We start from the raw sequence: 20,748 nt of genomic DNA, 5'->3' as shown, positions 1-20,748 counted from the left end.
TTTACTTTTAAAAGGTGAAATTCTGGTGATAGCGTATGCTTACGATGCAGCTTTCTTGCAGAAAGCTTTTAGCTCCGCTTCTTCAGGTTATTTCTGCCCTCTACGTTCTTGTCTAAAGGGTTAATTCAATTTATCTAGGGCCTATGTTACGTATTCCTCGTTTGTATTCAGAATCATGTCGACGAGGCCTGGAAAACGTACGTTTAATTCTTCCTTTCGTAGGGAATAAAAGTGCTGTTTACCTTCAATGCGTGGCTGGATCACGCCAGCTTCACGTAAAATTTTGATGTGATGGGACAACGTGGATTTGGAAATATGGTCAACTTCGAAGGCGGAGCAGTTTTTCTCGCCAGAACTGGCCAGACAGTGTGCAATTTTCATGCGGATCGGATCGCCCAATGCATTGCAGACCGTGGTCAGCTTCAGTTCCGAAGCCATAGGTATCGTTGGAGTTCTCATATCTATGACGTTAGCATATTCGGCTTTCTCTTTCAATGTTTGAAAAATATCGAACTATAGAAGTTGAACTGTAACTATTACACTTGTTTACTCCGATTGCGGTACCATCTTTCGATCGCTCTTATCCCCAGATTTTCTTTATTCCCTTGGTCCAAGGGAAAAATCCGGTGATAGTGTATGCTTCCGATGTAGCTTTCTTTCAGAAAGCTTTAAGCGCACGCTTCGCTTCTTCAGATTGGTTCTGCACTCTCCGTGTTAGTGTAAAAGTCGGTCTCAACTTATATATTTCTTGCAGGCAGTATAAGAAGTATGATACATTTCTTTTCAATTAGTTCGAAAATATTCGAACTGAAAGATTGGAAAACGGCTTTTTATTCTAGGAGGAATATAAATGAGTACTATGAGTACCACTACACTGTTGAACAACTATTTCCGTTTATTTGATGCTTCACGTACAGACGAGCGCGCCATGCAGGACTTATTGTCTCTGTTTACACCGGACGCAGAGATTGTACTTAACGGCACCAGCCGAACGGGATTCGACGGTTTTATGAAAGCTTTCTACGAGTACAATAAGGATGTAAAACATATGTGGGACGCGTGGGTGCAACAGCCTGACGGCAGCTACCAAACGAACTGGGCGGTATGCGGACAAGCGGCAGACGGAACGGTATATGCCAAAGCAGGCATTGATATCGCACGTGTAAATGATGCGGGACAGATTGTGTATCTGGAGAATGTACAGGCCGACCAGAATGCGTTCAGCAAGTATAATCAGTAATTAAAATCTAGGATTTCAGTTCTATAGTTGTTAGAAATCTGAATCAATAAAAGATAGGAAACCTTAACTCCACCGCTTTTTCATGCTGTGGGGTTTTGTTATACCCAACATGCTCAATCATTCTTTTTAGGGTAGGATTAGAATAAAGGGATGAACGTTATAATTCTTATTTGTTGGAATAAAGAGGAGTGAACTACATGAACGAAGTTGGGAACCGAAACGTCATGGAACCTTTAGAGGTCATACCGATGGTCGGTATTGGACCATTTAAGTTGGGAATGAGTAAATCAGAGGTAGAAGAGATTATTGAGTGCATCACCCCGGAGATTAGTCAGCTCTACAACCAAATGGAGTATGATTCGGAACATAAACTCTATTTCATTGAAGTAACTAATCCACACGATTATCCACCTGATGAATCTGATGTTGTCCTTACATATGATAATATTGATGTTTTTCGAACAAAGGCTGATGATCTCGTTAAGCTAATAGATAGTAAGACACCATATACTCGAGACATCGATGCGGAGTTGGGATTTTCTTTTATTTTCAAAGACATCCAATTGGCTTTGTGGAGACCTAGCGTGATGACCGAAGAAATGATGAATTCAGTTGAGTTTCTGACAGAGTTTACGCCAGAGAATCAGGAACTGGAAAAGAGGTTTTTCTATTTTAGGACGGTTGCTGTGGCGGCCCCTGGATACTTTAATAGAACATAAAGGGAAGCTCCAAGTATGATGAGAGATAAATTTGATCCAATCTAAATAGAGTTTATATAGTCTGTGCATGAAAAAAAGCCCATTCCCATATGGACATAACCATGGCGGGGTGGGTCTCTTTAACTTACGGCATCTCGTATTAATTCTAACGAACTGTACACATGCTATTGGAGGGTAACTGGCAAAAGTAATTTTCTAACGAACCACAGACACGTTAATAGGCTACATATTAGGTTCTAGAGCAGTTTTGTGCCCATGTAAGCCGATATAAGGTGGCTCAGGTTCGTTAGATTTTGAAAACATGCTAAAAGCTTCATATAAGACGTCTACGATTCGTTAGCTATTCCATGCTCAACTTTTGACCGTCCAACGTGTTGCAACATCCTAGGCTTTTAACCTTCTAGCCCTCACACCGTCCCGTTCTCTGGTTATCCTGCATGCCGTCCCACGCCTTCCCTACCCTTGCATCGTCTTATTCTGAAAAGCAGCGATATCCGCATACTCTTCTTCAAACTTACGGGAGATGCGGATGAAGATCGGGAGCAACTCCCGATAAACGCGGACACTGTCCGGGTTCGGCTGGTGCCGATGTGTTGATCCGATCATGCCGGAGACGGCACTTAGGGAATCGATGCGGCCAAGGGCGTACAAGCCCAGTACGGCTGCGCCGAGACAGGAGCTTTCGATACTTTCGGGGATGATGACATCCTGATCGAAAATATCGGCCATCATCTGGCGCCACAACTCAGAGCGGGCGAAGCCGCCTGTGGCCTGGATTTTTTTCGGTCGGCCAATCTTTTCTTCGATCGCCAGCATGACCGTGTACAGGTTAAACAACACACCTTCGAGCGCAGCGCGAATCATATGTTCCTTCTTATGATGTAGCGTCAGGCCGAAAAACGAACCCCGTGCATTGGGATTCCAGAGCGGAGCCCGCTCACCTGTCATATACGGATGGAACAAGAGACCTTCCGAACCCGGAGGTACGTTTTCTGCGACACGAGTGAGCACTTCATATGGATCGATGCCAAGTCGTTTCGCAGTCTCCACCTCGGAAGCTGCAAACTCGTCCCGAATCCAGCGGAAAATAACACCGCCATTGTTCACCGGTCCGCCAATGACCCAGGCATCCTCCGTGAGCGCATAACAGAAGAAACGTCCTTTTGGATCGGTCACCGGTTTATCTACGACTGTACGAATCGCTCCACTGGTACCAATGGTCACGGCCACGACGCCTGGATCAATGGCGTTCACGCCCAGATTGGAGAGCACACCATCACTGGCCCCGATAACAAACGGTGTGGTGAACGCAATGCCCATCTCCTTGGCGTACTCCGGGTGCAATCCATGTTTCAGCACATGTGTGGTTGGGACCAATCGGGACAAGTGTTCCGGCGTAATGCCCGCCACATGCAGTGCTTCTGCATCCCAGTCGAGTTTCTCCAGATTCATGAGTCCGGTGGCGGAGGCCATGGAGTGATCAATGACGTATTCAGAAAATAATTTATAGAAAACATATTCTTTCATGGATATGAATTTGTGCGTCTGTCTGAACAATTCAGGCTGATCCCGGGTGAGCCACATGATCTTGGTGAGAGGGGACATCGGATGAATCGGCGTACCTGTTCTCAGATAGATTTCGTGACCATTCATCTCCGATTTGAGTACTTCCGTCCACTCTGCACTGCGATTATCTGCCCAAGTCATGGCCCGCATCAGCGGTGTGCCCTGTTGATCGACTGGCAGAATGCTGTGCATGGCCGAACTGAAGGATACAAACAGGATGTCCTCTGGCTTCACTCCCGCTTTGGAAGTGGCTTGTTTAACGGACTCGATGACTGCTTTGAAAATATCTTCCGCATCCTGCTCCGCAATCGCAGGTGTGGGGGTGTGCAGCGGATAATCGGCACTGCCTTGAGCCACAATGGTTCCATTCTGTTCGAACAAGACGGCCTTGGTGGAGGTCGTGCCAATATCTACGCCGATCATATAGGGTGAAGAAGCCATTTTGTCATCCCTCTTTCTTAAATATATAAGTGAAAGAATGCTGTTACACGTTAACACTTCGGGTACAGAAAGCCTTCCGATCGCGTAAATGCGAAGCATATGCTTTCGAAGTAGCTTTCCTCTGGAAAGCTTTTAACTCCATTTCTTCAGGCCCTTTCTGTCCCTTCGTGCACGTGGCGCTATTCATCCAACTTATATGGCATCTGTTATTTCAACTATAGATAAGAATATCAGACTTGAGGGACGGATCAAAATGCCACAATCTTAGTCCTTCACCGCCCCTGCGGCAATATCCGAAATAAACTGACGGCTGATGAACAGGAACATAACGATGAGTGGAATGACGGCAAGCAACGTACCAGCGATAACCATTGCATAGTCTGTGTTATACAGTCCGTTTAATTGAGACAACGCAATCTGCAACGTATACTTGCGTTCATCCGTCAGGACGATCAAAGGCCACAGATAATCATTCCATACGCCGATAAAGGTGAACGCGCCGAGGAAAGCAAAGGCAGGTCGCAGAATTGGCAGCGCTACGTTCCAATAGAGTCGGAAGAAATTACAGCCGTCGATGCGGCCCGCATCCAGCAGATCGTTCGGAATCGACTCTGTGGCATACTGGCGAATCCAGAAGATACCGAAGGCGTTCACCATGCCTGGAATAATGAGAGCTTTGAAGGAACCGACCCAGCCGAACGTAGCCATGAGCACGAAGGAAGGCACCAGCGACAGCTGGGAAGGTACCATCATGGTAGCAAGCAGCAAGATGAAGAGCCACTTTTTGCCGGGAAATTCAAACTTCGCAAACGCAAACCCCGCCAGTGAGTCAAAAAACAGTACAAGTATGGTCACGAGGCCCGACACAAACAACGTATTCAGAAAAGCTCCCCAGAAGTCAATCTGCTGTAACACCCGCGTAATATTATTCCACAATTCGCCCCCGAACCAGAGCTGGGGTGGAAACTTGTAGATATCGGACGTTGTCCGGGTAGACATTACAATCAGCCAATAGAACGGGAACATGGATATGAGCATGCCCCCGATAAGACCGGTATACAACACCAGCGATTTGAGGTGTTTGGTCGCCATGTGCGCTCCCCCTTATCACATCAGGATGATTTGCCTTGAACAAGCTTCCAGTTCACAATCGAGAACAGGGCGATAATGAGGAACATGCCCCAACCAACGGCAGCGCCATATCCGAAGTAATTGTTAATGAAGGATTCACGGTAGAGGTACAGTACAATCGTCATGCCTGCTGCACCTGCGCCACCGTCATTGCCTACCAATACTTGTGGCTCGGTGAACAGCTGCATACCGCCAATCGTTGATGTAATGACCGTAAACAGGATCACAGGACGCAGCATCGGAATTGTAATTCGGAAAAAGGACTGTATCGCTGAGGCGCCATCAATCTTGGCTGCTTCGTATAACGTCTGCGGAATACTCTGAAGCCCGGCCAGATAGATGACGGCGTTATATCCGGTCCAGCGCCAGACCACCATGGAGGAGATTGCGACTTTAATGCCCCATGGTGCATTAAGCCACTCCACAACCGGTAGCCCGACCGACTGCAACAGATAATTGAGAAAGCCATAATTGTTGGCAAATAAAGCACCGAAGATAATGGCTACCGCCACGATGGATGTGACGTTTGGCAGAAAATAACCGACCCGAAACAGGGTACGGAACTTCACAAATGGTGCATGCAGCAAAAAGGCAATAATCAGGGCGAAGAAGAGCATCGGAATCGTCGAATAGATCCAGATCATAAACGTGTTGCCCACGGCTTGCCAGAACTCGGCATCGGTCAGCATGTATTTGAAATTGTTGAGTCCGTTAAACGTCATGACACCGATGCCATCCCATTTATGAAAAGCCAGATAGAGTGAGAATCCGATTGGGAACAGCCCAAATACCGCAAACAGAATATAAAACGGCGATATCGCAACATAGAGTGCACGATGCTCCCACATTCTCGCCCATAGTGACTTCTGCCGATCCAGATCAGGTCTTGCATTTCCGGGATCGGGAGTAAGACGAGGTTCAGTTACAGCCATATGAATTCCTCCTTTGCGGATAACGAAACCACACGTTGTTCAGGTTAACGCTGCAATTCCCGCTCGACGCGGTGTACTGTATCTGTCCAGACCTGCTGTGGATCGGCATTTTGCTTCGCGACATCATTCAGCCGTCGGGTGATAATGTTGTGTACGGATGGGTATCTTTCGCCAAAGAAAGCATCCGGCACATCCTGTGCCGATTCGGCAAATACAGGCCCTGTCGCCTGTCCACCGAAGAAAGGTTCTTTTTCTTTCATGGCAGGATCATCAAACACACCTGGTGCAGAAGGGAACAGGTTCAGTGTCTGATATTGCTCCAGTTGATTTTCGGGACTTTGCAGCCAGCGAACCAGTTCAAAGGCTTCCTGAGGATGTTCACTCGACTTCAGGATGGACAGGAATGATCCTCCGTTGTTGCCATCTCCCCCTGGTGCCCGAGCGACCCGCCACTTCCCGGATGTATCCGGAGCGGCTTCCTGAAGAACTTGTTTCATCCAGACAGCGCCCACGAAAGAGGCGATTTCGCCATTATTCATTGCGGCGTTCCAGCTTGGAGTCCAGCCATCTGCATTGGCTAGCAGTCCCTTCTCTTTGAAAGCAACGGCCGTATCCCAGCTCTTGCCCACAATAGGGGAATCCATGCCGATAAAGGACCCGTCCGGCCGGAAATAACGCTCCGCAGACTGCGATATGACTTGGTTGTAAACGGTTGCAATATTGTCGGTTAGAAAAACCTTGCCTCCGAATTTTTCCTTGAGCTGTTCTCCGGCAGCAGCATATGCATCCCAACTGTTGATCTGGCGTGTAACGTCCTCGGGATCAGATGGCAATCCGGCCTCCTTGAACAGATCTTCTCGGTAGAAGAGGGCTGTTGGGCCCGTATCCATCGGGAAACCAATCATCTGTCCGCTTGGCGTAACGCCTTGCTTCCATTTCCACGGCAGATATTGGTCTTCAATATCTCCTGCACCGAGATCATACAGATTATAGAAACGGTCCTCACTGGGGAATAGCTCCATGATCCAGTCGTTCAATGCTACAATGTCTGGTTCACCTGAGCGTGCAGCGAGTGTTGTTTTGAGTTTTGCTTTGAAATCACCGCCGATTTTCTGAGCTGTCAGTTCGATATTGGGGAACTTTTCCTTAGCCCTGGCAATCAACTTATCATCGATGGAACGATTCCAGTACCATAATGTAAGCGCTACCTTTTTGTTGTTCGCTGAATCGTCCTGTCCGGGCCAGATGGAGCATCCGCTTATGAGCAGGACGCAGACCATCAGTATGGCTGTCCAGCATGTTCTTTTCCGGCGGATCATGTGTATTACCCCCTCATCATTAAGTTCGAGGCATGAAGTGCTTTGGACTACAACATTAGTGTATGAGCAGTTTATAAACTCATACCCAATATTCCTAAAATGAAACACATATTTGTGTCGATTGCGTAACATAAATTGGGTAGTTACTTTAAAAATAAAAGTTACTTGACACATTATAATTTTTATTCTAAACTAACTTACATAAAGTAACTAATGATGATGAGAATAATATAGATACGTACTATATAACATCCAAGTGATCCATTTTCGCTTTGGATGCGAATCAATCAACAGACAAGTTGGCCTAAACAGGAGGAACGACAATGATCAATTCACATATTATTCAACTGCTTGCCCCCAAAATTCAGACTTTTCCGAGTGGAAAAGAGTTCATATACCTGGTGGGGCCAATCAAACTCCCGGTAAACCTCGATGGGGAGACCAAGACATTCCAGTGGTATAGCTGGATGAAGTCAGACAAAGCGATGGAGAGCGGCGAGTTAATCGAATCTCTTGCTGAAGCTGAACTGGCAGAGCGTCAACAATCCAGTGTTCTGGTGTATGGTGACTTTGCCGACGCACAAGAAGCGCTGATTCGGATGCATAGCATCTGTCATACAGGCGACATCTTTGGCAGCAAACGCTGTGATTGCGGCTTCCAATTGGAGCAATCCATGAAAATGATCGCCGCTCACGGAGCGGGTGCACTGTTCTATCTTGCGAACCATGAGGGACGTGGCATTGGTCTGTTCAGCAAAGCCATGGCGTACATTTTGCAAGAAGAAGGTCTGGATACGGTAGATGCGAACTTACAGCTCGGATTCACGGACGATGCTCGTAATTATGACGATGCGATTGCTGTGCTGCGTGCACTTCGCTCCGCACCGGTTACATTGATCACCAACAATCCACGGAAGCTGGCTGCTTTGCAGGAAGCGGGATTGAATGTGGGTGGACGTGTGCCACTATGGGGAGATCGCTCTGCTTTCAACGAGAAGTATCTGCAAACGAAAGTGAATCGTTCCGGTCACTTGGCAGAAAGTGATGGATGGGCCGGGGCAGAGACGCTGCTTCCGCATGCGCAGGCTTAATCTTTATTTATAGACTTATACGATTAGCTGATTAAGCCGTTGTTGTACTCTCTGTTATGGAGAAGTACAACAGCGGCTTTTTACTATGGATGATAGGGTAGCGATCAGGTTTTCCTGATTCACGGAATGGCTTGCCGTTCCCGCAGTGCGGATTATACAATATAGTCATCTGATGAATGCGGGAGGAACCAAGGTGCCATTTGAGGGACAACGTATATTGCCGGCTGCAAAGAGCATGAAGCAGTTTGAAGCGATGATTGAAGGCCCTTATACCTATGGGGTGATGCTGGAAACGCATATTGCACAACTTCAGAGTGTAATGGACGAGGCTCGGCGGTACGACAAAAAGATACTTTTGCATGCAGATCTGGTCCAAGGATTGAAGAATGATGAGTATGCGGCAGAGTATCTGTGTCAGCACATTCGCCCTGCAGGACTGATCTCTACGCGAGCGAGTGTCATTCAGAAGGCAAAGCAGAAAGGCATTACAGCGATTCAACGTATTTTTCTGCTCGATACCCATGCACTGGAGAAAAGTTATCTGCTGCTGGCCAAAACCCAACCGGATTATATTGAAGTATTACCTGGCGTCATTCCGCATATTATTGCGGAAGTATCTGTGCGTACAGGGATACCCATTATTGCAGGGGGATTGATCCGTTCACCGGAAGAGGTTGAACTTGCGCTTGGCGTCGGGGCTACGGCAGTGACCACATCCAACACAGATCTGATCCGACACTTCGAGAAATCGCTTACACCTTAAAAAGAACCCACAACAGGAGGTTGGCTGTATGGAAAAATATATATTGGCTCTGGATCAGGGAACAACAAGCTCCCGAGCTATTCTATTTAACCGTGGCGGGGAGATTGTGCACATTGCACAGCAGGAATTCCCTCAATATTTTCCCAAACCGGGCTGGGTAGAGCAGAATGCCAATGAAATCTGGAGTTCCATTCTTGCCGTGATGGCTTCATGTCTGGCAGAGAGCGGAATTAAGCCTGTCCAGATTGCCGGAATTGGAATTACGAATCAACGTGAGACCGTTGTGGTATGGGACAAAGAAACAGGCAGACCCATCTATAATGCAGTGGTTTGGCAATCCAGACAGACCGCAGATATCTGTGAAGAATTGAAAATGCAGGGTCTCGGGGACCTTTTCCGACGTAAAACAGGATTACTAATCGATCCCTACTTCTCGGGAACAAAGGTGAAGTGGATTCTGGATCATGTCCCTGGTGCCCGGGAGCGCGCAGAGAAGGGTGAATTGCTATTTGGCACGATTGATAGCTGGCTGATCTGGAAACTGAGCGGGGGCACACATGTCACGGATATATCCAATGCCTCACGTACCTTGATCTATAACATCTATGATCTGCAATGGGATGACGAATTGTTGGATATCCTCGACATTCCTAAGGCCATGCTGCCAGAAGTACGAGGTTCATCCGAGGTGTATGCACACACAACAGACTATCATTTCTTCGGTCATCGGATTCCGATTGCGGGAGCGGCAGGTGATCAACAGGCAGCGATGTTTGGTCAGGGCTGTTACACCAAGGGCAGTATGAAAAATACATATGGTACCGGTTGTTTCATGCTTATGAATACGGGAGAGAACCCGGTACAATCCAATCACGGACTGATTACAACGATTGCCTGGGGGATGAATGGCAAGGTTGAATATGCGCTTGAAGGCAGCATTTTTGTTGCAGGTTCAGCGGTTCAGTGGCTGCGTGATGGATTAAGAATGCTTCGCTCTTCAAAAGATAGCGAGGATTACGCCTCACGTGTGCCTTCGACAGACGGCGTTTATATGGTACCTGCATTTGTGGGACTGGGCAGTCCGTATTGGGATAGTGAGGTTAAGGGTGCGGTGTTTGGCCTGACCCGAGGCACGACAAAGGAACACTTTATCCGTGCTACGCTTGAGGCGTTGGCGTATCAGACCAAAGATGTACTGGAGGCAATGGAATCCGACTCGGGTATTCCCGTGCATGCTCTGCGAGTGGATGGAGGAGCGGCGGCCAATGATTTTCTCATGCAGTTCCAGAGTGATATTCTGGGTATTCCTGTCGAACGCCCATCGGTGAATGAAACGACTGCATTGGGTGCGGCTTATCTGGCAGGGTTGGCGGTTGGATATTGGACGAGTGCGGATGAATTGACCGATCATGAAAATACGGAGCGTGTCTTCCAGCCTGTTATGGCTGAGCAACAACGAACAGAACTGTATGCAGGCTGGAAGCGTGCAGTGAACGCAGCAATGGCTTTTAAATAAAAGGAATGAAATGAATATTTCTTGGTGTGGGTATTTGTACTTTTTAACTAAACATATGTTATAAATGATATTTACTGGTGGAAAATGATGCATGATTTACAGGGTTATTCTTCCTGGAGAAGGCAAAATATATATCCACTATAAGGAAAAAAACAAGGTTAGTGGATTCATTTGAAATTCCATCCTTTGGCAGAACAACTTTTTGAATTTTTTTTGAATAATGTGTCATTTCAGGACTTCACGCCGTCAAAAATCTGTGATAGGATAAAGGCACAAGTTAAAAAATGATGTCTGGAGATCGGGAGGGACCACGTGCCGCTCAGCAATTGCTGAGCGAATGACGTGGTCCTTTTTTTGTTTTTTTACGGAAAAATTGAGAAAATCAATAGGAGGTTCAAGAATGACAGAAACGTTCTCGTCAGCACACCGGACCGAATATTTGCAAAGCATGGCGAATGCACATTTTGACGTATTAATTATTGGTGGTGGGATTACAGGCGCAGGGATTGCATTAGATGCGGCTTCGCGTGGGTTGAAGACGGCGCTTGTAGAAATGCAGGATTTTGCAGCAGGTACATCCAGTCGTTCGACCAAACTTGTCCATGGCGGATTACGTTATTTGAAGCAATATGAAGTGAAGATGGTTGCTGAGGTAGGACGGGAGCGGGCTGTAGTTTATGAGAATGGGCCACATGTCACAACACCGGAACCGATGTTGTTACCGATCTATACGGCTGGCACGTTTGGCCGCTTCAGCACATCCATTGGACTGATGGTGTATGACCGGCTCGCCGGGGTGAAGCGCAGTGAACGGCGCCAAATGTTGAATGCTGGAGCGGTGTCAGACAGTGAACCTTTATTACGCAAACAGGGATTGTTGGGTGGTGGACTCTATGTGGAGTACCGGACTGACGATGCCAGGCTCACCATTGAAGTTATGAAAGAAGCTGTCAAACGTGGGGCACAGGCAGTGAACTACGTTAAGGCGAAAGGTTTCCTGAAGGAGAATGGCAAGATTACAGGTATTGAAGCCGTGGATCAGATCGATGGGCAGATCTATACGCTAAAAGCAAGCAAGGTGATCAACGCTTCCGGTCCATGGGTGGACGGTCTGCGGGAATTGGACGGTTCACGCCAGGGGAAAACACTGCAGATGACCAAAGGCATTCATTTGGTCTTTGATGGTGAACGATTCCCATTAAGACAGGCCGTCTATTTTGATACACCAGATGGTCGAATGGTATTTGCTGTCCCACGTGATGGCAAAACCTATGTAGGTACAACCGACACTGTATATCAGGACGATCCTGCACACCCGCAAATTTCCGACGCGGATCGCGATTATGTGATTGATGCAGTTAATGGCATGTTTCCAGATGTACACATTGGTACCGAGGACGTGGAATCCGGATGGGCGGGTGTACGTCCACTAATTCATGAGGAAGGCAAGAATCCTTCCGAAATATCACGTAAAGATGAAGTCTGGGTATCCGAATCCAATCTGATTACGATTGCCGGGGGCAAGTTAACCGGGTACCGTAAAATGGCCGAGATGGTTGTTGATCTGGTCGCACGCCAGATGGAGCAGGAGAGTGGGCATTCCATAGGCCCTTGTGTAACGAAGAAGATGCCCATCTCCGGCGGTGATGTAGGGGGATCGGCTGGATTTGTATCGTATGCGGAGCGCAAGATCAAGGATGGTGTTGCCTTGGGGCTTGCCCGACCGGCTGCGGAGCGGCTGGTTCACACGTATGGTTCCAATGTGGAGGCACTATATGAGCGAATGCCCGATCCACGCACCAAGTCCGAGCTTCATGGCATGCCACAGGAGCTATTGCTGATGCTGCGTTACGCGATTGATGAAGAGATGGCTGTAACCCCATCTGACTTTTTGGTACGAAGAACAGGTGATTTATTCTTCCGTATTGATGAAGTTCGTCGCTATAAAGCAGCAGTTATCTCGTATATGGCAGGTCGTTTGGACTGGTCAGAAGAGGAAGTGGTTAAACATACACAGGAACTGGGTCAGCTGTTGCTGGAAGCATCCGGCAAAATCTAAGGCAGGATTTCAAGATCGAGAGTCGAATGGAACATGTAAGCGTGTAACATAGAGAGGGGATTACATCCATGACATTACAGATCGGAATCATTGGAACAGGCTGGTTCAGTAAGGTACACGCGGATATTCTCGCACGGATGGAAGGTGTTCGTGTTGCGAGTGTCTGTGGAACTTCGCTCGAAAAGGCAGAGGCTATGGCCTTCGTTTATGATGCTGTTGGTTACGGGGAACTTGAACATATGCTGGATGGTGAGAAGCTGGATGCGGTGTATATCTGTGTGCCTCCGATGTCTCACGGATCGATTGAATCCGAATTAATCCGCCGCGGTATTCCATTCCTGGTGGAGAAACCGTTGAGCACCGGAATGGATGTTCCGCGTCAGGTGTTGGATCAGGTGCAAAAGAGTGGATTGTTAACCTCTGTAGGATACCATTTCCGTTATCAGGAGGCTGCGCAGGTCCTGCGGCAATCGATGAAAGAACAGACGGTCGGCATGGCTCTTGGCCGCTGGATGGGCGGAATGCCAGGAGTCGCCTGGTGGCGGCGTCAGGACGGTTCAGGAGGACAATTCGTAGAGCAGACTACACATATTGTAGACTTGCTTCGGTATTGTGCAGGAGAAGTTACGGAGGTATATGCTGTAGCAGCTCAGCGAAGCATGCATGAGAAGCATGAGCATGTGACCGTAGCCGATGTGGCAAATGTGACGCTCAAGCTGGAAAGTGGAGCGATTGCCAGTATCGCCAATACATGTCTGTTGCCAGACGGAGAGGGCGGCGCAGGACTCCAGTTCTACACGGATGCAGGTGTATGGGATTGGACGCCAGAACGTTTGCTTCTGCCAAGTGCCGCAACACATGCGATGGCAGGTCTGGAGATTCCGGCAGGACATAACCCATACGAGCGTGAGAATGAAGCGTTCATTCACGCCCTGCGTACGGGAGACCGTTCACGAATTCTGTCCGATTATGCGGATGCCTGCCGTACACAGGAGATTACGACGGCGGCGCTGGCATCGGCAGATTCCGGTCTGCCGGTACAGCTTCAGCCTTCAAAACATCTCTCTCATTAAAAGGTTGAAGGTAATATAAATACGCCTGAATCAGGGAATGATCCGCAGATCAGCCTGATTCAGGCGTATTTGTGTTGAGTAGAGATTATTAAGTAGCAATTCAACTACTCGGATTTCTGCTGTTTCAACCAGTCGGATGACCAACTGTAGATCTGATCAATGACAGGTTCAATGGCTCTGCCTTTCGGTGTCAATTCATACTCTACACGGGGAGGTATCTCGGGAAACATGTGTCGGGTTACGATACCTTCCGTCTCCATTTCCTTCAATCTCTCCGATAAAAGTCGTCCACTGATCGCCATCTCTGCTTCAAGCTCCGTAAACCGCTTGGGTCCGGACAACAGTTGGTACATGATTAACAGTACCCACTTCTTGCCTATGATGTCTATGGCTTGAGTGATCATACAGGGACTTGGTGATTTTACTTTTTTCAGCTTCAACGTGTTCACCTCGATTCATAATGATTTTCTTCAAAGTTGTATATGAAAGGACATGATTTCTGCCGCTTTAAGAATATAGGACATCCAAGTAAATGAGGGTTACTACAAAATATACTGTAACATACCTTTTGTATGTATTATACATCATACAGTGAAAAATTACTTGAAGAAATTATATTATTATTATATACTAACTTCACAAAAGTAAGTTGGTGATAAATAATACGTATAATATGAACGCGTACTATTCTGAAAATTGAACGGGGCTGAACGCTTGAAAACAGAGTGACCTTTGGGAACTTTTACATAGATTCTTTTTTTTACAATGTGAAGCAAAATAATCATTACCTAGTAGGAACATATAATTTGTTACAGGAGGATATACATATGAACAAGATTTTGGGTTACGTTTTTCTGGTTGTGTTAGCAGGTGTCTTCGTCATGACGGGGTTTAACAAGATTAGTGGAGCAGACATGATGATTCAGACATTCGAAAGTTTCTCTTATCCGACATGGACCATGTATCTGCTGGGTGCCGCGGAGTTGCTTAGTGCAGTAGGTTTGCTGATTCCACGTACTCGCATCCTGGCTTCTGGCATACTGACATTCATTCTGATTGGGGCCGTGGGAAGTCATCTGATCTATGCACAATACGCTGCTGTTCCGTTCCCGGCTGTGTTGTTGGTAGCTAACATAATTGTTTTGGTTGTGGGCATGCGCAGATTGGAAGCGGAAGAAGAAGGCCAGATGGACGCGATTCAGGCGTAAGTTAAAGATAAGAGGGAACGTTATTGGGCTATTTACTGAGGAAAAGGTATTCCTGTCAAAAGGAATGTAAACGCGGATGCCTATGCAGAAGATGACCACTGCCAGTAAGCGGTGGTCATCTTTTTTTATGTAAGACTTCGCGTGGCACGTGTAACGATTCGCCGCGTATGTTTGGTATCCGACTGCTGAGTCCAAGTGGCACAGACCTGCCGCACCCACTCTGGATTGGTCTTGCTGGCGTCGTTCAGCCAGTTACTTACCGAATCCTGCACATACTTATGGGCATCGGATTTCACCGCGTCAAGCAAGGGAAGGGCCATGGCCGGATTTTCTTTTAACTCCTGAATATGCTTGGCCCAGACGCCACGAGGTCTGATTGATTCTATGGCAAATCGACGGATCAGTGGATCAGGGTCAACGCTCCATGGGATTAACTGCTGCAAGGCTAAGGATAATTCGGCAGAGATGGACTCCCGTACAGCCATCCAGGCGATTTCTCTTACACCAAAGTGATGATCTGCTGCAAAGGGCCGAATATGCTCCAACTTTTCAGTCAGGTTCAGACCGGAATCTAGCCCAATGATATAAGCCGCCCAGCAGCGAACACTGTCTGAACGATGCTCTGCAATGGAACAAAAGAGATTCGTTTTTTCATTGACTGATGGACGTTTCAACAGATCAAGCCATTGCATGGCTATGGCCGGGATGATTTTCATGATCCGCTGCTCATCCATCTGTGTTAACTGCTCTGTAATTGCTCTGGTTTCGGCATCCATTCCCCATTCATGGGTAACCTTCTGAAAAAGAGAAACATGATCTACAGCCAGCCATTCGGTCAGATTGACCGATTCGATATGTCCTGCTTGTAGCCAATTGCGGATATGCTCAGGAATTTCCGTTGCTTTACGGGCACCTTTGCGACGAAAAATGTCTTCAGGGATAAATAGATTTGGCTTAGCATCCAACGGTATACTCCTCCTTGGTTGTATAACATCATGCGTTATACAATACAACTTGCTGGAGAACAGGGATGTAAGGCATCTTACAAGTGGGCAGTGATTTTCCGGAGGTTAGCGATTTCGTCACGATGAAGGGAGACTGATTTGAATCCGGTACGAATACGGCCGGCTCTTGCTAACTCTTGCATGACAATCGTAACCGATTCCCGTGTGGCTCCTGCCATCCAGGCAATCTCCTGATGGGTAAGCCCGAGTTGAATCCGGCAGTACTCATCTTCTTCGATGCATCCCATCTGTTCAGCCAGCCGGAAGAGATTATGTATCACCTTTTCATGCAGGTTTCCGAGTGCAAGCGTCTGTGTCAACTCGTTCATTCGTTTGATCCGCTCGCTTAGTACGTTCATCAGTCTCATCATAAATTCTGGATGTTCAATCAGAAACTGTTCAAAACGTTGTTTGTTCATCAGGCAAATATCACACTCCTCCATCGTTTCGATATAAACGGCGCGTGTTCCGAGTGAGATTCCGTTCATTTCTCCAAACACGTTACCTTCCGTCAAAATATCGAGAGTGAACTGCTTGCCCTCCGGATTTAATGTATATAAACGAACCTTTCCCCGTTTTACAAAATAGAAACCTTCTGTAAACGTATCGGGTGTCTGGATCTGTCTGTTTTTAGGTATGGTCGTAATAGAAGTCATCCCATCCATTTCAATCAGGTCTGCCTCGGATAAGGAGGACATGAGGTCGAATTGTGATAAATACAGAATTTTATCCATAGAACTCCTTTCCATTACAATATGAATATAAAAAAAAGAAGAACCCACGAAAAACAACGGGTTCTCTTGCAGCGGGACTTCCTGATCGGAAGGTCTTCTGACTATAAATGATCAAATGCCATTTTGATTATAGTAACTTTTTTAATTGAGAGACGCGTCCTTGGCTGATGCCAAGCTTTTCCGCAATTTGCTGTTGAGCCAAACCGGGATTCTGTTCAACAATTTCTTTCATCTGTTGCAGCATACGTGCCGTCTTTGGCCGCAGGTCCGGGTATTCTTGGTTGTCAGCTGTGGTCCCTTCTTCCCTAGCGGGAGATGAGACTGGGGCGGATTTGGAAGCAGGACGCTCCACGGGTGCAGGAGCCTGTTTGTTCTGAGGTACGAACCAGTTGGGAGAGTCATCCGGGTGTTTTAATTGAATTGCACAAGTCCGGCAGATGAATTGTTCTTTGAAATACATTTCCGTATCTACATCACCGCAAAAAATACATAATGTTGATTTGTACTTTCTTAAAATCAACTCTTTTCCTTCAATGAAAAACTCAAGCGGATCGCCGATATGGATTTCCATCGTATCCCGCATTTCTTTGGGAAGGACAATTCGTCCAAGACGGTCCAGAGATCTCTTCATTCCGGTTCTTTTCATCGCATCTCCCCCGCAATATTCACAATTAAAAACCTGTCCTTATTGTAAGGAAGAAAGGGCTTTAATACAACAATAATATTTCAAAAAAGTGGATAATTCCATCCATTATGGGAAAATAAGTTTAGAAAGCACGGGTGCAACCGCTAAAGTGAACAATGCAGCGAGCACCATGGAGATGCTGGAGATGGTACCGGTCAGGGAACTCAGTTCAAACGCCTTGGATGTCCCTGTGCCATGGGCACCGGTTCCAAACAGTGTGCCTCGTGCAATCTCCCCATCGATGCGCAGCATTTTGACGATGGAAGGGCCCATAATTACTCCGAGCAGACCAGTCATAATAACAAAAACAGCTGTCACTGCGGGTATACCACCGATAGTGGCGGATACGTTCATGGCAATTGGGGTGGTGATCGATCTTGGGATCAGACTATGAATGAGACCGGAATCCAGGCGCAACCATTTGGCGAGCAGGGCAGAAGAAAGTACGGCAACGACCGAACCGGTCATGACACTGAAGACAATCTCGGAAATATGTTTTTTGAGTACATGGAAAAAGGTATAGAGCGGTACGGCAAAAGCCACCGTGGCCGGTTGAAGAAGCAGACTCAGCCATTTGCCACCACTGCTATACGTGGCATAATCCGTTCCGGTTGCAAGCAATATGCCAACAACAAGAAGCGGTGTAATGAGCAACGGAGACAGATATACTTTAGGCAGATTGCGATACATTCGTTTGGTAACCCAATAGATACCGACGGTTAACAACAGGCAGAGGAATCCAATCATCTGGTGTGACGCTCCTTTCGTTTGGCAATTCGTGTAGCCACCAGGCCTGTGCAGGACATGACCAGGAAAGTACTAAGCAGTACGATGAATAAAATCTGTAGTCCGTCATGCTCTAACATGGGCATATAGTTCATAATGCCAACGGCTGACGGGATAAAAAATAACAATAGTTCACCGAGCAGCCAGGCAGCTCCAACTTCAATCCAGCGCAGCTTCACGACACGAGTCTGAAGCAGAATGAATAACACAACCATACCGATTATTGAACCCGGTACAGGAAGATGGAGAGTACGGGCCAGCAGGTCCATGAGCAGTGAAAAAACCATTAAGAGCGCAACTTGTGCAATACCAAGGCCCCATTTTTTCACTTCAATCCCTCCTTGTATAATCAACGTAATCGTTTAAGTTATTATGAAAATGAAAATGATTCATTTGATATCACAAATTTTACATGGCATTCTTTCATGAGTAAAATGCATATTAAGAATGTTTACTATTCCATTTGTCTATGAGAGGTGAGTATCAACCGATGGATATCCGCCATTTGCAATATTTTCTGGAAGTTGCCCGGCAGCAGAGCTTCACTAAAGCCGCCGAAGTCCTGTATATCACCCAGCCCACGATCAGCAAGACGGTCAAGAGTCTTGAAGAGGAATTGGGTATCACTTTACTGGACCGTTATGGGAAGAAAGTTGAACTAACCGATGCAGGCCATGTGTTTTTTCGGCAGGCACTTGAGATTGAAAAATCATTCCGCAGTCTGTCGTCCGAATTGGACGATCTGATGAACTTGAAGAAAGGCCATCTGCGGATTGGCTTGCCGCCAATGGTGGGGTCCAGCTTTTTCCCCATGATCATTGGTGAATTTCACAAAGCCTACCCGCAGGTGACCATTCAACTATTTGAGGATGGTGCCAAAAAAGTAGAGGCCGATGTGATCAGTGGTGCACTGGATATTGGCGTTGCTGTACTGCCAACCGTGGATGAGCTGTTGGATCATTTTGTGTTTGTGAAAGAGAAGCTGAACCTGCTCGTACACCCTTCACATCCACTTGCTGGAAAAGAATCGGTCGCGCTGCATGAACTGGAAAACGACGCCTTTGTGCTGTTTAGGGAGGATTTTGCATTGCATGACCGGATTATTGTGGCCTGTCAGCATGCTGGCTTCCAGCCCCGTGTGGTATATGAGAGCTCCCAGTGGGATCTGCTCAGCGCGATGGTTGCTGCCAATTTGGGGGTAGCCTTACTGCCGGAGACGATCTGTCGTGAGGTAGACCATATGCGCGTGCGCATTATACCCGTGGTGGAACCGGTGATTCCATGGCAGCTCGGCATGATCTGGCGGAAGGATCGTTATCTTTCATTTGCCACGAGAGAGTGGATTGGATTCACTCAGTCGATGCTGGGTGAGTAAGGGAAGCGATCGGAAGGTTGTTCCATTCTAGTGCCCAGTGTAAATACTCTTTTGTTGACCCCGGATCGTTGTTACAATGGAAGCATAATCATGATGGAGGTGTACGAACATGAAATTGCGGGTATCCGCTGTACAATACCAGCTACAAACAATCAGCTCGTTTGAGCAGTTCGCCGCTCAGGCTGAGCATTACATACGGACAGCGAGTGAATACGGAACCGAATTTGTGCTGTTCCCGGAATTTTTCACAACGCAGTTAATGTCCATTGGGGACAAACAAGGCAATGCACTGACAATTGAGGATCTGCCAAACTTTACGGAGCAATATGAACAACTGTTCACGTCACTCGCTACCAAGTACGGCATGCACGTCATCGGGGGAACCCACGTCATTCGACGTGAAGGGAAGCTGTATAATACAGCCCACATGTTCTACCCGGATGGTCGCATCGCGCGGCAGGACAAGATTCACATTACACCAACCGAAGTCCAGGAATGGAACATGGCTCCCGGAGAGGGACTTGAGGTGTTCGACACGGACAAAGGCCGTATTGCGATGCTGACCTGTTACGATATTGAATTCCCGGAAATTGTACGGATGGCCAAAGCCAAAGGCGCAGACGTAATTTTCTGTCCTTCCTGCACGGACGATCGTCATGGATTCTACCGTGTGCGTTATACGAGTCATGCCCGCGCGGTAGAGAATCAGGTGTATGTTGTGTTAACCGGAACAGTGGGTAATCTGCCGACCGTTGATTTCATGCGGGCCAACTATGGACAGGCTGCGATCATTACGCCAAATGATATTCCGTTCCCGCCACGTGGCATTCTGGCCGAGGGTGAGATTAACAACGATATGATCGTGACCGCCGATCTGGATCTGGACTTGTTGTATGAGGTACGTGAACGTGGATCGGTAACGACCTGGCGTGACCGCCGTACTGATCTATATACCGATTGGGAGTAGGCAACCTTATAGAGGTTGTTCAAAAAGCCCGCTTTTGATTACGAAGGATGCCTAGTGGCATCATCAGCATCGAATATGGAATTCAGCCGAAATGTCCGTTGCTCACGTAGTCTTCCCTACGCTCCGCTACTCCATTTCT

General features: G+C 47.2%; 21 protein-coding genes. 10 read left to right on the top strand and 11 right to left on the bottom strand.

Going from position 1 to position 20,748, the window contains the following annotated elements:
• Positions 1-141 precede the first annotated feature (141 nt).
• Positions 142-459 carry an ArsR/SmtB family transcription factor gene (locus NST38_RS28755; protein ID WP_076251788.1) on the bottom strand — a complete coding sequence of 106 codons (318 nt, stop codon included), beginning with the start codon at positions 457-459 and terminating at the stop codon, positions 142-144.
• Positions 460-850: 391 nt separating this feature from the next.
• On the opposite strand from NST38_RS28755, the gene NST38_RS28750 reads away from it, so the two are divergent.
• A complete protein-coding gene (locus tag NST38_RS28750; protein ID WP_047840828.1) occupies positions 851-1,240 on the top strand; it encodes a nuclear transport factor 2 family protein in 390 nt (129 codons plus the stop codon).
• 197 nt (positions 1,241-1,437) lie between these two features.
• Complete coding sequence (locus NST38_RS28745; RefSeq protein WP_083684522.1) at positions 1,438-1,959, top strand: hypothetical protein; 522 nt, start codon at positions 1,438-1,440, stop codon at positions 1,957-1,959.
• A 456-nt stretch (positions 1,960-2,415) separates the two neighbouring features.
• On the opposite strand, the gene gntK is transcribed toward NST38_RS28745, so the two are convergent.
• From gntK to NST38_RS28725, 4 genes are all read right to left on the bottom strand, one after another.
• The gene (gene gntK / locus NST38_RS28740; RefSeq protein ID WP_076251786.1) at positions 2,416-3,966 is read right to left on the bottom strand and encodes a gluconokinase; all 1,551 of its coding nucleotides are present in this window, start codon (positions 3,964-3,966) and stop codon (positions 2,416-2,418) included.
• 264 nt (positions 3,967-4,230) lie between these two features.
• A complete protein-coding gene (locus NST38_RS28735) occupies positions 4,231-5,058 on the bottom strand; it encodes a carbohydrate ABC transporter permease (protein ID WP_036612996.1) in 828 nt (275 codons plus the stop codon).
• A 20-nt stretch (positions 5,059-5,078) separates the two neighbouring features.
• Positions 5,079-5,945 (bottom strand): carbohydrate ABC transporter permease, encoded by an 867-nt coding sequence (locus tag NST38_RS28730; RefSeq protein ID WP_036613110.1) that lies wholly within the window; start codon positions 5,943-5,945, stop codon positions 5,079-5,081.
• Between the two features lie 128 nt (positions 5,946-6,073).
• Positions 6,074-7,348 carry an ABC transporter substrate-binding protein gene (locus NST38_RS28725; RefSeq protein WP_053061379.1) on the bottom strand — a complete coding sequence of 425 codons (1,275 nt, stop codon included), beginning with the start codon at positions 7,346-7,348 and terminating at the stop codon, positions 6,074-6,076.
• A gap of 323 nt (positions 7,349-7,671) precedes the next feature.
• Here NST38_RS28725 and NST38_RS28720 point away from each other — a divergent pair, with 323 nt between their 5' ends.
• From NST38_RS28720 to NST38_RS28700, 5 genes are all read left to right on the top strand, one after another.
• On the top strand, positions 7,672-8,439 hold the full coding sequence (locus NST38_RS28720) for a GTP cyclohydrolase II (RefSeq protein ID WP_076329272.1): 768 nt from the start codon (positions 7,672-7,674) through the stop codon (positions 8,437-8,439).
• A 193-nt stretch (positions 8,440-8,632) separates the two neighbouring features.
• Positions 8,633-9,202, top strand: coding sequence for a glycerol-3-phosphate responsive antiterminator (locus tag NST38_RS28715; RefSeq protein ID WP_074092664.1), 570 nt, complete (start codon positions 8,633-8,635; stop codon positions 9,200-9,202).
• Positions 9,203-9,230: 28 nt separating this feature from the next.
• Complete coding sequence (gene glpK, locus NST38_RS28710; RefSeq protein ID WP_076329273.1) at positions 9,231-10,718, top strand: glycerol kinase GlpK; 1,488 nt, start codon at positions 9,231-9,233, stop codon at positions 10,716-10,718.
• 400 nt (positions 10,719-11,118) lie between these two features.
• Complete coding sequence (locus tag NST38_RS28705; RefSeq protein WP_076329274.1) at positions 11,119-12,777, top strand: glycerol-3-phosphate dehydrogenase/oxidase; 1,659 nt, start codon at positions 11,119-11,121, stop codon at positions 12,775-12,777.
• Between the two features lie 68 nt (positions 12,778-12,845).
• Positions 12,846-13,850: a Gfo/Idh/MocA family protein gene (locus NST38_RS28700; RefSeq protein ID WP_076329275.1), complete on the top strand. Its 1,005-nt coding sequence runs from the start codon at positions 12,846-12,848 to the stop codon at positions 13,848-13,850.
• Positions 13,851-13,954: 104 nt separating this feature from the next.
• Here the strand turns inward: NST38_RS28700 and NST38_RS28695 are convergent, their stop codons facing one another.
• The gene (locus NST38_RS28695) at positions 13,955-14,254 is read right to left on the bottom strand and encodes a winged helix-turn-helix transcriptional regulator (RefSeq protein ID WP_026081419.1); all 300 of its coding nucleotides are present in this window, start codon (positions 14,252-14,254) and stop codon (positions 13,955-13,957) included.
• A gap of 423 nt (positions 14,255-14,677) precedes the next feature.
• Between NST38_RS28695 and NST38_RS28690 the strand changes: the two genes are divergently transcribed.
• Positions 14,678-15,058: a DoxX family protein gene (locus NST38_RS28690; RefSeq protein ID WP_051447288.1), complete on the top strand. Its 381-nt coding sequence runs from the start codon at positions 14,678-14,680 to the stop codon at positions 15,056-15,058.
• A 125-nt stretch (positions 15,059-15,183) separates the two neighbouring features.
• On the opposite strand, the gene NST38_RS28685 is transcribed toward NST38_RS28690, so the two are convergent.
• The 5 genes from NST38_RS28685 to NST38_RS28665 all read right to left on the bottom strand — a co-directional run bounded on the left by NST38_RS28685 (position 15,184) and on the right by NST38_RS28665 (position 18,596).
• Entirely contained in the window at positions 15,184-16,023 is an 840-nt protein-coding gene (locus NST38_RS28685; protein ID WP_083677525.1) for a DNA alkylation repair protein, read from the bottom strand.
• 77 nt (positions 16,024-16,100) lie between these two features.
• Entirely contained in the window at positions 16,101-16,796 is a 696-nt protein-coding gene (locus NST38_RS28680) for a Crp/Fnr family transcriptional regulator (protein WP_341344246.1), read from the bottom strand.
• Between the two features lie 127 nt (positions 16,797-16,923).
• Complete coding sequence (locus NST38_RS28675; protein WP_036612972.1) at positions 16,924-17,442, bottom strand: AbrB/MazE/SpoVT family DNA-binding domain-containing protein; 519 nt, start codon at positions 17,440-17,442, stop codon at positions 16,924-16,926.
• A 105-nt stretch (positions 17,443-17,547) separates the two neighbouring features.
• A complete protein-coding gene (locus tag NST38_RS28670) occupies positions 17,548-18,228 on the bottom strand; it encodes a CidB/LrgB family autolysis modulator (protein WP_076251772.1) in 681 nt (226 codons plus the stop codon).
• Positions 18,225-18,596: a CidA/LrgA family protein gene (locus tag NST38_RS28665; protein WP_341344245.1), complete on the bottom strand. Its 372-nt coding sequence runs from the start codon at positions 18,594-18,596 to the stop codon at positions 18,225-18,227. The genes NST38_RS28670 and NST38_RS28665 overlap by 4 nt, the downstream gene beginning before the upstream one ends.
• Positions 18,597-18,757: 161 nt before the next feature.
• Between NST38_RS28665 and cidR the strand changes: the two genes are divergently transcribed.
• Both cidR and NST38_RS28655 read left to right on the top strand, forming a co-directional pair.
• Entirely contained in the window at positions 18,758-19,642 is an 885-nt protein-coding gene (gene cidR / locus NST38_RS28660; protein WP_047840818.1) for a cidABC operon transcriptional activator CidR, read from the top strand.
• Positions 19,643-19,751: 109 nt separating this feature from the next.
• Entirely contained in the window at positions 19,752-20,609 is an 858-nt protein-coding gene (locus NST38_RS28655) for a carbon-nitrogen hydrolase family protein (RefSeq protein WP_282319988.1), read from the top strand.
• Positions 20,610-20,748 lie beyond the last annotated feature (139 nt).

This window comes from Paenibacillus sp. FSL H8-0104 (assembly GCF_038050215.1).
In the GTDB taxonomy this organism is placed as follows: Bacteria; Bacillota; Bacilli; order Paenibacillales; family Paenibacillaceae; genus Paenibacillus; species Paenibacillus amylolyticus.
This window is presented reverse-complemented; position numbering and strand designations above follow the sequence as displayed.

What these genes read in the sequence shown, in the direction of transcription:
- NST38_RS28755 (WP_076251788.1), bottom strand. Translation starts at nt 459, where the DNA reads ATGAGAACTCCAACGATACCTATGGCTTCGGAACTGAAGCTGACCACG.
- NST38_RS28750 (WP_047840828.1), top strand. Translation starts at nt 851, where the DNA reads ATGAGTACTATGAGTACCACTACACTGTTGAACAACTATTTCCGTTTA.
- NST38_RS28745 (WP_083684522.1), top strand. Translation starts at nt 1,438, where the DNA reads ATGAACGAAGTTGGGAACCGAAACGTCATGGAACCTTTAGAGGTCATA.
- gntK (WP_076251786.1), bottom strand. Translation starts at nt 3,966, where the DNA reads ATGGCTTCTTCACCCTATATGATCGGCGTAGATATTGGCACGACCTCC.
- NST38_RS28735 (WP_036612996.1), bottom strand. Translation starts at nt 5,058, where the DNA reads ATGGCGACCAAACACCTCAAATCGCTGGTGTTGTATACCGGTCTTATC.
- NST38_RS28730 (WP_036613110.1), bottom strand. Translation starts at nt 5,945, where the DNA reads ATGTGGGAGCATCGTGCACTCTATGTTGCGATATCGCCGTTTTATATT.
- NST38_RS28725 (WP_053061379.1), bottom strand. Translation starts at nt 7,348, where the DNA reads ATGATCCGCCGGAAAAGAACATGCTGGACAGCCATACTGATGGTCTGC.
- NST38_RS28720 (WP_076329272.1), top strand. Translation starts at nt 7,672, where the DNA reads ATGATCAATTCACATATTATTCAACTGCTTGCCCCCAAAATTCAGACT.
- glpK (WP_076329273.1), top strand. Translation starts at nt 9,231, where the DNA reads ATGGAAAAATATATATTGGCTCTGGATCAGGGAACAACAAGCTCCCGA.
- NST38_RS28705 (WP_076329274.1), top strand. Translation starts at nt 11,119, where the DNA reads ATGACAGAAACGTTCTCGTCAGCACACCGGACCGAATATTTGCAAAGC.
- NST38_RS28700 (WP_076329275.1), top strand. Translation starts at nt 12,846, where the DNA reads ATGACATTACAGATCGGAATCATTGGAACAGGCTGGTTCAGTAAGGTA.
- NST38_RS28695 (WP_026081419.1), bottom strand. Translation starts at nt 14,254, where the DNA reads ATGATCACTCAAGCCATAGACATCATAGGCAAGAAGTGGGTACTGTTA.
- NST38_RS28690 (WP_051447288.1), top strand. Translation starts at nt 14,678, where the DNA reads ATGAACAAGATTTTGGGTTACGTTTTTCTGGTTGTGTTAGCAGGTGTC.
- NST38_RS28680 (WP_341344246.1), bottom strand. Translation starts at nt 16,796, where the DNA reads ATGGATAAAATTCTGTATTTATCACAATTCGACCTCATGTCCTCCTTA.
- NST38_RS28675 (WP_036612972.1), bottom strand. Translation starts at nt 17,442, where the DNA reads ATGAAAAGAACCGGAATGAAGAGATCTCTGGACCGTCTTGGACGAATT.
- NST38_RS28670 (WP_076251772.1), bottom strand. Translation starts at nt 18,228, where the DNA reads ATGATTGGATTCCTCTGCCTGTTGTTAACCGTCGGTATCTATTGGGTT.
- cidR (WP_047840818.1), top strand. Translation starts at nt 18,758, where the DNA reads ATGGATATCCGCCATTTGCAATATTTTCTGGAAGTTGCCCGGCAGCAG.
- NST38_RS28655 (WP_282319988.1), top strand. Translation starts at nt 19,752, where the DNA reads ATGAAATTGCGGGTATCCGCTGTACAATACCAGCTACAAACAATCAGC.